This window comes from Actinomycetes bacterium, from assembly GCA_036510875.1.
Taxonomy (GTDB): domain Bacteria; phylum Actinomycetota; class Actinomycetes; order Prado026; family Prado026; genus DATCDE01.
In genome coordinates, this window is sequence record DATCDE010000042.1 from 1 (window position 1) to 8,706 (window position 8,706).

The window sequence follows — 8,706 nt, forward strand, 5'->3', positions numbered from 1 at the left end:
AGGTGCGGCTCGTGGTCGGCTCCGGCGGCGTGCTGCGGCACGCGAGTGAGCAGCGGCTGGCCGAGATCCTGGCGCCGGCCCGGTCCGACCACGCCGGCGGCTGGCGGGTGCCCGCGGGTGCCCGGCTGGCCGTGGACCGCCGCTACGTGCTCGCCGCGGCCGGGCTGCTCGCCCCGGACCACGCCGAGGCGGCGGCGGCCGTGCTCGCGGCCGAGCTGACGGTCGTACGCTCGGAGGCGTGACCGCCGAGCCGAGCGCCCTGCCCAGCACCGCCACCGAGATCGCCGCCGGAGTCCGCAGCGGGGAGCTGTCCGCGCCGGAGGTGGTGTCCGCGTCGCTGGCCCGTATCGCCGCCCGCGACGAGCGGCTGGGCGCCTTCCAGGTGGTGCGGGCCGAGCGGGCCGTGGCCGAGGCGGCGGCGGTGGCCGCCCGCGCCGACCTCGCGACGGCACCGCTGGCCGGCGTCCCGATCGCGATCAAGGACAACGTCTCGGTGGCCGGGGAGCCGTTGCGCAACGGCTCCCCGCTCACCTCGGACCTCCCGCAGCCCACCGACCACCCGGTGGTGGCCCGGCTGCGCGCGGCCGGCGCTGTGGTCGTGGGGCTCACCAAGGTCCCCGAGCTGTGCGTCTTCGCCGTGACGGACTCGCCGTTCGGCATCACCCGCAACCCGTGGGAGACGACCCGCACCCCCGGCGGCTCGTCCGGCGGTTCGGCTGCGGCGGTGGCCGCGGGGATGGTGCCGGTGGCGCACGGAGCCGACGGCATGGGGTCGATCCGGATCCCGGCCGCCTGCTGCGGCCTGGTCGGGATCAAGCCGGGCAGCGGCGTGGTCCCCGCGCACCTGGGCCCGAACGACTGGTACGGCATGGCCGAGAACGGCGCGCTGGCCACCACAGTGGCCGACGCCGCCCTGCTGCTGTCCGTGATGGCCGACCGGCCGGAGCTGGCCGTGGTCGTCGAGCCGGACCGGCCGCTGCGGGTCGCCGTCTCGGCGAAGCCCCCGATCACCGGCGTCACGCTCGACGTCGAGCACCTGCGAGCGCTGATCCGCACGGTCAAGCTGCTCGCCTCGGCCGGCCACCCGTTCGAGCGGGTGGACCCGCCCTACCCGGCGAACCCGCTGCCGGTGCTGGCCCGCTGGTTCGCCGGTGCGTCCTCCGACGCCGAGGGAATGGACCGCGACCGGCTGGACCCCGCGGTGCGCTTCCACGTCGGGCTCGGCGACCAGGTCCGTGCCCGGAACCTGGTCAAGGACCTCCCCCGGGACGCGTTCCGCACCGAGCTGGCCCGGTACTTCGACCGGTTCGACCTGCTGGTGACCCCTACCCTCGCGCAGCCGCCGATCGCGGCGGCCCGGTGGGGGCAACGAGCCTGGCCCCGAGTGTTCGCCGCGGACGCCCGCTTCGCGCCGTACCCGGCGCCGTGGAACTACGCCGGCTACCCGGCCCTCTCGGTGCCGGCCGGGGTGCACCCGCGCACCGGCACGCCGCTGTCCGTTCAGCTGGTCGCCCCGGACGGCGGCGAGCCGCTGCTGCTCGGGGTGGCCGCGCTGCTGGAGCGGCTGGCCCCCTGGCGCCGGCTGGCTCCGGGGTACTGAGCGCTCGCTGGGGGCGAGCGCATTCCTTGAGACATGTCCGGGACGGCGCTCGGTGGGCGGATCTGCCGCTCAGGCCGGCCGCTGCACGCGGCGGGTCTCCGGCATCACCAGCGTGCTGAGCAGCGCCAGCGCGGAGACGCCGGCCGTGGCCAGGAACGCGACCTCGAAGGATGCGGTGTCGGCGAGGATCCCGGCGACCAGGGGGCCGAGGAAGGCGCCGGCGTCCGAGGCCATCTGGAACGCCGCCACGGGCGTGCCGCCGCGGCCGCCGATGACGTCGCCGACGACGGCCGCCGAGGACACCCCGAGCAGCGCCGAGCCGGTGCCGTACAGCGCCATGCCGAGGAGGAACAGCGGTGCGCCGCCGGCCAGCGCCATGGTCAGCCCGGCGGCCAGCGTGAATGCGGCCCCGGCCTGCAGGAACGGGCGCCGGCCGCGGGTGTCCACCAGCCGGCCGGCCGGGATGAGCACCACCGCCTGCACGACCGCAGAGACGACGAGGCCGGCGCCGGTCCACGACGGGCCAAGCAGCAGCCCCTCGACGACGAACAGCGGGATGAGCGAGGCGCGCACCCCGAACACCGCCCAGCCGACCGCGAAGTTGTTCACCACCGCGGCCCGGTAGGCCGAGCTGCGGATCGCCGTGGCGAGGGAGGTGGGCGCGTGGTCGGTGTGGGCGGCCGCCTCGCGCTCGCGCAGCGCGGTGCGCGCGAGGAACACGGTGGCGACGGTTCCAGCCACGAGCAGGGTGGCCGCGTAGGCGAAGAACGGCGCCCGCAGCGACCAGGCGGTCAGCGGGCCGCCGAAGGCGGGGCCGGCGATGCCGCCGAGCAGGAAGCCGGTCTGGTAGGTGCCGCTGGCCCGGCCGCGCTGGTCGGGACCGACCACCCGCAGCAGCAGCGCGAAGGCCGACACCGTGAACATGGCCGAGCCGAACCCGCCGAGTCCGCGCAGCACCAGCAGCTGCGGGTAGTTGTGCGACAGCCCGGCCAGCAGGCTGGACACCCCGACGATCCCGATCCCGGTGGCCAGCACCACCCGTTCGCCGAGCCGGTTGACCAGCCGCCCGGCGATCGGCGCGGAGACGAGCCGCACCAGCGCGAACACCGAGATCACCGCACCGGCGGCGAAGTTGCTGACCCCGAACTGCCGGGCGAACAGCGGGATCGCCGGGGCGACGATCCCGAAGCCGAGGGCCACCGAGAAGGCGACCGCGGTCAGGACCGCCACCTCGGGCGGCAGGGAGCCGAGGGGGTTGCGGAGGGTGCGCATACGGCCGCCCATCCTCGCAGGCCCGGTCAGCGCCGGCGGCCCACCCCTCGCCGGGTGCGCAGGAAGTCGCTGACGACGTACTCGCCGAGCCGGTCGGCGTCCGGGGTGAACACCCGGCCGCCGTTGCGGCGGGCCACCTCGTCCATGAAGTCCCGCAGCCGGGGCTCGTCGCCGAGCATGAACACGTTGAGCGCCGCGCCGCGGCGGGTCATCTTGTCCACCTCGGCCAGGGTCAGCTCGAGCGTCTCCGGCGCCGGCGGCCAGTCGAAGGCGGCCCGGCCGTCGCGGGTCAGGTGCGCGGTCGGCTCGCCGTCGGTGACCACCAGGACGACCGGGTCGCTGTCCGCGTGCTTGTCCAGGAACCGGCCGGCCACCAGCAGCGCGTGCTGCAGGTTGGTGCCCTGAACCATGTCCCAGTCCAGCGAGGCGAGGTCGGTGGAGGTGAGCTCGCGGGCGAAGTTGGAGAACGCGACGACCTGCAGGGCGTCCTGCGGGAACTGGGTGGAGACCAGCGCGTGCAGTGCCAGCGCGGTCTGCTTGGCCGGGCCCCAGGTGCCGTTGAGCACCATCGAGTAGGAGACGTCGACGAGAAGGCAGACGGCGGCCGAGGTGCGCCGCTCGGTCTCGCGGACCTCGAAGTCCTCGACCGACAGCTCGACGTGCCCGCCGGCGCCCACCGGGCCGCCGCGGCGCACCGCGTTGCCCACGGTGCGCACGACGTCCAGCGGCTGCTCGTCGCCGAAGGCCCAGGACCGGCTGGCCCCGGTCAGCTCCCCGGCCGCCCCGGCGTCGTGCAGGTCGTGGTCGCCCCGGGGGGCCGCGCGCAGGTTCGAGAAGACCCGGCGCAGCGCGGTCTGGCCCAGCCGGCGGACCGCCTTGGCGGTCAGCTCGAGCTGGCCGTCGCGGCGCTGCAGGTAGCCCTGCCGTTCCAGCTCGCGCTCGATCCGGCGCAGGTTGGCCAGGTCGTCGACCGCCTGCCGGCCGAGGGCCCGCCGGACGGCGTCCTCGTCGACGTCGGCGAGCGAGGCACCCGGGTAGTCCTGGCCGAGCGTCTCGCTCAGGCCCTCCAGGTCGGCCAGCTCGGCCAGCGCCGTGGTGGCGTCACCGACCCCGAGCGGGTTGTCGCCGCGCATCCTGACCCGGCCGTCCCAGTCCAGGTCCGGACGCCGGGACCGCAGCGCGTCGCCCAGCTGGGACATCGCCGACGCCAGGTCGAGGTCGGCCAGCGCCTGCTCCATCAGCTCGCCCAGCTCGGCCCGCTGCTCGGCGCTGAGGCTGTTCATCATCCGCTGGGCGGCCGCCGCGCGCCGGGCCAGGGAGTCGACCAGCTCCTCCAGGTTCTGCGGCTGGTCGGGGAAGAAGTCGCCGTACTTGTCCATGAACGCGTCGAAGTCCGCCGGGGTGTGCTCGCCCCTGGCGTCCGCCTCGAGCATCGCGTTGAGGTCGGCCAGCATGTCCTTGACCAGCTGCTGCTGCTCCGGGTCGGGATTGCGCAGCGCCTGCTTCATGCCCTGGAACTGCCGGTCGAGCACCTCGCGGCGCAGCAGGTCCTTCAGCTCCTCGAAGGTCTGCGCGGCCTGCGGGGAGCGCCAGTCGTACTCGGACAGCTCGGCCACCGCTCGGCCGACGTCCGAGGGCAGCGCGTCGAGCTGGGCCTCCCGGAAGCGGGCGTCGTCCGCGGGGTCGGGGAACAGCGCCGCCCGCTCCTCGCCGACCGCACGGTCGAGCAGGGCGCGCACCTCCTCCAGGGTGCCGTCCAGCCGGTTGTTGCGCCGCAACTGCTCGCTGCGCTGCCGGGCGCGGCGCAGCAGGTCGTCCAGCCCGCGCAGGCCGTCGGTGCCCTCGCGGAGCAGGTCCCGCAGCGCCGCCGCAGGGGTGGACCCGGCCAGGACGTCGTCGCCCATCCGGTCCAGCGCCTCGGCGACGTCGTACGGCGGGGCGAGCGGGTCCGGCCCGTCGTCGTATGGCCCGTACCGGAAGGCGTGGCTCACCTCAGCGCCCTCCGGTCCGGCCTACGGTGCGCGGATGACCGAGACCCCTGGCGCAGGCTGGTACCGGGACCCGACCGAGCTGGGCCGGTTGCGGTACTGGGACGGCGCCCGCTGGACCGAGCAGACCCGGACCCCGCCGGAGGCCGCCACCGGGACGCCGCAGGACGCGGCCGTCGGCGCCCCGCTGGCTCGGCACTCGGGCCCGGCGGTGCTCGTCGTCACCACGAACGACGCGCCCGGGTACGACGTCGTCGAGGTGTACGGCGAGATCTTCGGCATGGTGGTCCGGGCCCGCAACGCCTTCAGCAACGTGGGGGCGTCGTTCCGCACCGTCTTCGGCGGGGAGGCCAAGGGGGGTTACACCCAGCTGCTGTCGGACAGCCGGGTCGAGGCGGTGGAGCGGCTGCGGGCCAACGCCGCTGCGCTCGGGGCGAACGGCGTGCTGGCGATGCGGTTCGAGTCCGGTGAGATCGCCAACCTGATGAACGAGGTGATCGCGTACGGCACCGCGGTGAAGCTGCAGCGCAGGAGCTGAGCACCGGGGGCGCCCGGGCCACCAGGGCATCAGGCGCCGCCGTAGACGGTCCGGCCGCCGATCTCGTCCTTGGAGATCCGGCGCATCAGGTACAGCCCCTCCAGCGCCAGCTCGAGGATGGCCGCGGCCACGCCGGGGGAGTCCTCGTCCTCGCCGAGCATCGTGACCAGGCGGCCCAGCCCGTCCACCGGGCCGACCCGTCGGAGCAGCTCGGCGGCCGGCACCAGCTCGCCGGTCTCCACCGTGTCGCCCTCGGCGAACCGGGCGGTCAGCCCGCTGAGGTCCGCCGCGCCCAGGTGGGTGCGGAAGGTCTCCGCCACCGCGCGGCGCAGCAGGTGGTTGAGCACCTCCAGCTCGCGGCCCTCCTCGCTGACCTCGAACTCCACCTTGCCGCGCAACGTCGGCACGATGCCGGGCAGGTCGCTCACCCGGGCCACGGCGTCCGACTCGCCGGTCAGGGCGGCCCGGCGCAGCGCGGACGCCGCCACGGTCTCGGCGCCGGCGACCGCGAACCGGGCGGACACCCCCGAGCGCTGGTCGACGGCGGGGGACTCGCGGACCAGCCGGGTGAACCGGGCCAGCACCTCGAGCAGGTGGGCCGGCACCCGGGCCACCAGGTGCGCCTCCTGGCCGATCAGGTCCACCTCGTCGCGCACCCGCAGCGGGTAGTGGGTGCGGATCTCGGCGCCGAACCGGTCCTTGAGCGGGGTGATGATCCGGCCGCGGTTGGTGTAGTCCTCGGGGTTCGCGCTGGCCACCAGCAGCAGGTCCAGCGGCAGCCGCAGCTGGTAGCCGCGGACCTGGATGTCCCGCTCCTCCAGCACGTTGAGTAGCGACACCTGGATCCGCTCGGCCAGGTCGGGCAGCTCGTTCACCGCGAAGATGCCCCGGTTGGTGCGCGGGACCAGTCCGTAGTGCACGGTCTCCGGGTCGCCGAGGGTGCGGCCCTGGGCCACCTTCATCGGGTCGACGTCGCCGATCAGGTCACCGACGCTGGTGTCGGGGGTGGCCAGCTTCTCGCCGTACCGGTTCTCGCGGGGCAGCCAGGCCACCGGCAGCTCGTCGCCCAGCTCGGCGGCCAGCCGCTGGCAGCGCCCGCAGACCGGCTCGTACGGGTGGTCGTTGATCTCGCAGCCGGCGACCGCGGGGGTCGACTCGTCGAGCAGCCCGACCAGGGTGCGGATCAGCCGGGTCTTGCCCTGGCCGCGCTCGCCGAGCAGGACGACGTCGTGACCGGCGAGCAGCGCCCGCTCCAGCTCGGGCCGGACGGTCTGGTCGAACCCGACGATGCCGGGGAACGGGTCCGTGCCGTCGGCCAGCCGGGCCAGCAGGTTCGCGCGGATCTCTTCCTTGACGCTGCGGTGCACGTGCCCGGACGAGCGCAGGGCACCCAGCGTGGTCGGCGGCTGCGTCATCCGCTGACGGTACGTCGCCTCGCCGTCCTGCGCACGGGGGACAGTTGGCCCGCTGCGGGCGCGCGCGGCCCGCCCCCGTGGTGGGATGGCCCCGTGGCGCGCTGCGGGGACGGACTCGCCGTAGGGACGGACCTCGAGTCCGTCGCGGTGGAGGCGGCCGACGCTGCCGTGGCGGCCCTCGACGGCCGCCCGCCCGACCTGGCCTGCGTGTTCGCGGCCGGCGGTGACCCCGACGAGGTGGCCGCGGCGCTGCAGCTGGCCGCCGAGCGCACCGGCGCGCGGACCTCGGTGGGCTGCACGGCTAGCGGCGTCATCGGGGCCGGCCAGGCGGTCCAGCACCGCTCAGGGGTGAGTGTCTGGACGGCGGCGCTGCCGGGGGCCCGGTTACGGGCCTTCCACCTCGAGGTGTTGCGCAGCCCCGAGTCGATGGCCGTGCTCGGCCTGCCCCAGCAGCACTGCGACGACCAGGTGGCGCTGCTGCTGGCCGACCCGTGGAGCTTCCCCTCCGAGGGGTTCGTGCTGCAGACCAACGACGCGCTGCCCGGGCTCAGCGTGGTGGGCGGGCTGGCCTCCGGAGCGGCGTCCGGGTCGACCCGGCTGCTCGTCGACGGGCGGGTGGTCCACCGTGGTGCCGTGGGCGTGGTGATCGGGCACGCCCCCGGGGTACGGACCGTCGTCAGCCAGGGCTGCCGCCCGGTCGGACCGCTCATGACCGTGACCGCCGCCGACGGCAACGTGCTGCTGGGCCTGGCCGGCTCGCCCGCACTGGCCCTGGTCAAGCAGATCATCTCGACCCTGCCGCCCGACGAGCAGGCGCTGGCCACCCTCGGCCTGCAGGTCGGGGTGTCGATGGACGAGTACGCCGACGAGCGGGGGCAGGGCGACTTCCTGGTGCGCGGGATCCTCGGCTTCGACGTGGCACGGGACGGCATCGTCGTGGCCGACGTCCTGCCGGTGGGGTGCACGGTGCAGCTGCAGGTCCGTGACGCGGACGCCGCGGCCACCGACCTGGCCGGCGCGCTGGCCGGGTTCCGGGATCGGGGCGAGCTGGACCCGGTGGACGGGGCGCTGCTGTTCTCCTGCGACGGCCGCGGGGAGGGCCTGTTCGGGGACGCTGGACACGACGTCCGGGCGGTGCGGTCCGGCCTGCGGACCTCGGCGGTGGCCGGGTTCTTCGCGGCCGGTGAGATCGGGCCGGTGGGTGGCCGCAACCACCTGCACGCGCTCAGCGTCACCCTGCTCGTGGTGGGCGCCGCGGAGCCCGCGCCATGACGACCGACGACCGGCCGGTGCTGGCGCTGGACGTCGGCGGGACCAAGCTGGCCGCGGCGCTGGTCGACTCGACCGGTCGGATCCGGGAGGCGGCGCGCACCCGCACTCCGCGCGGCCCGCGCACCGACGCCGACACGCTGTGGACGGCCCTCATGAGCCTGGTGGACATCGTCACGGCGTCCGTCGGGCCGCGGGGCGTCGCCGGTGTCGGGGTCGGCTGCGGCGGGCCGATGGACTGGCCGACCGGGGTGGTCTCGCCGCTGAACATCCCGGCCTGGCGGGGCTTCCCGCTGGGCCCGCGGCTGGCCGAGCGGTTCTCGACGGTGCCCGTGCGGGTGCACAACGACGCGGTGTGCGTCGCCGTGGGGGAGCACGCGCGTGGCGCCGGCAGGGGCCAGGCGCATCTGCTCGGCATGGTGGTGTCGACCGGGGTCGGCGGCGGCCTGGTGCTGGGCAACCGGGTGGTGGACGGCGCGCACGGCAACGCCGGCCACGTCGGGCACGTGGTGGTCGACCCCAACGGGCCGGACTGCGTGTGCGGCGGCGTCGGCTGCCTCGAGGCGGTGGCCGCCGGCCCGAACCTGGCCCGCTGGGCGGAGGAGCAGGGCTGGCGCCCGACCG

The 8,706-nt window shown here is 75.5% G+C and carries 8 protein-coding genes; 5 read left to right on the plus strand and 3 right to left on the minus strand.

All coding sequences use genetic code 11. From position 1 onward, the window contains the following. Both VIM19_02595 and VIM19_02600 read left to right on the plus strand, forming a co-directional pair. Positions 1-242: glutamate mutase L (locus VIM19_02595; protein ID HEY5183799.1), on the plus strand; the 242-nt coding region annotated here is incomplete at its 5' end. Further along, a complete protein-coding gene (locus tag VIM19_02600) occupies positions 239-1,600 on the plus strand; it encodes an amidase (GenBank protein HEY5183800.1) in 1,362 nt (453 codons plus the stop codon). The genes VIM19_02595 and VIM19_02600, both read left to right, overlap by 4 nt. A gap of 69 nt (positions 1,601-1,669) precedes the next feature. On the opposite strand, the gene VIM19_02605 is transcribed toward VIM19_02600, so the two are convergent. Continuing rightward, positions 1,670-2,872: an MFS transporter gene (locus tag VIM19_02605; protein HEY5183801.1), complete on the minus strand. Its 1,203-nt coding sequence runs from the start codon at positions 2,870-2,872 to the stop codon at positions 1,670-1,672. Between the two features lie 26 nt (positions 2,873-2,898). Then, positions 2,899-4,863, minus strand: a complete 1,965-nt coding sequence (locus VIM19_02610; protein ID HEY5183802.1) for a hypothetical protein — start codon at positions 4,861-4,863, stop codon at positions 2,899-2,901. Positions 4,864-4,897: 34 nt separating this feature from the next. On the opposite strand from VIM19_02610, the gene VIM19_02615 reads away from it, so the two are divergent. After that, complete coding sequence (locus VIM19_02615) at positions 4,898-5,398, plus strand: heavy metal-binding domain-containing protein (protein ID HEY5183803.1); 501 nt, start codon at positions 4,898-4,900, stop codon at positions 5,396-5,398. A 29-nt stretch (positions 5,399-5,427) separates the two neighbouring features. Here the strand turns inward: VIM19_02615 and VIM19_02620 are convergent, their stop codons facing one another. Next, the gene (locus VIM19_02620; protein HEY5183804.1) at positions 5,428-6,813 is read right to left on the minus strand and encodes a sigma 54-interacting transcriptional regulator; all 1,386 of its coding nucleotides are present in this window, start codon (positions 6,811-6,813) and stop codon (positions 5,428-5,430) included. 93 nt (positions 6,814-6,906) lie between these two features. On the opposite strand from VIM19_02620, the gene VIM19_02625 reads away from it, so the two are divergent. Continuing rightward, positions 6,907-8,085 (plus strand): FIST N-terminal domain-containing protein, encoded by a 1,179-nt coding sequence (locus VIM19_02625; GenBank protein HEY5183805.1) that lies wholly within the window; start codon positions 6,907-6,909, stop codon positions 8,083-8,085. Continuing rightward, a partial coding sequence (locus tag VIM19_02630; GenBank protein HEY5183806.1) for an ROK family protein occupies positions 8,082-8,706 on the plus strand: 625 nt, incomplete at its 3' end. The genes VIM19_02625 and VIM19_02630, both read left to right, overlap by 4 nt.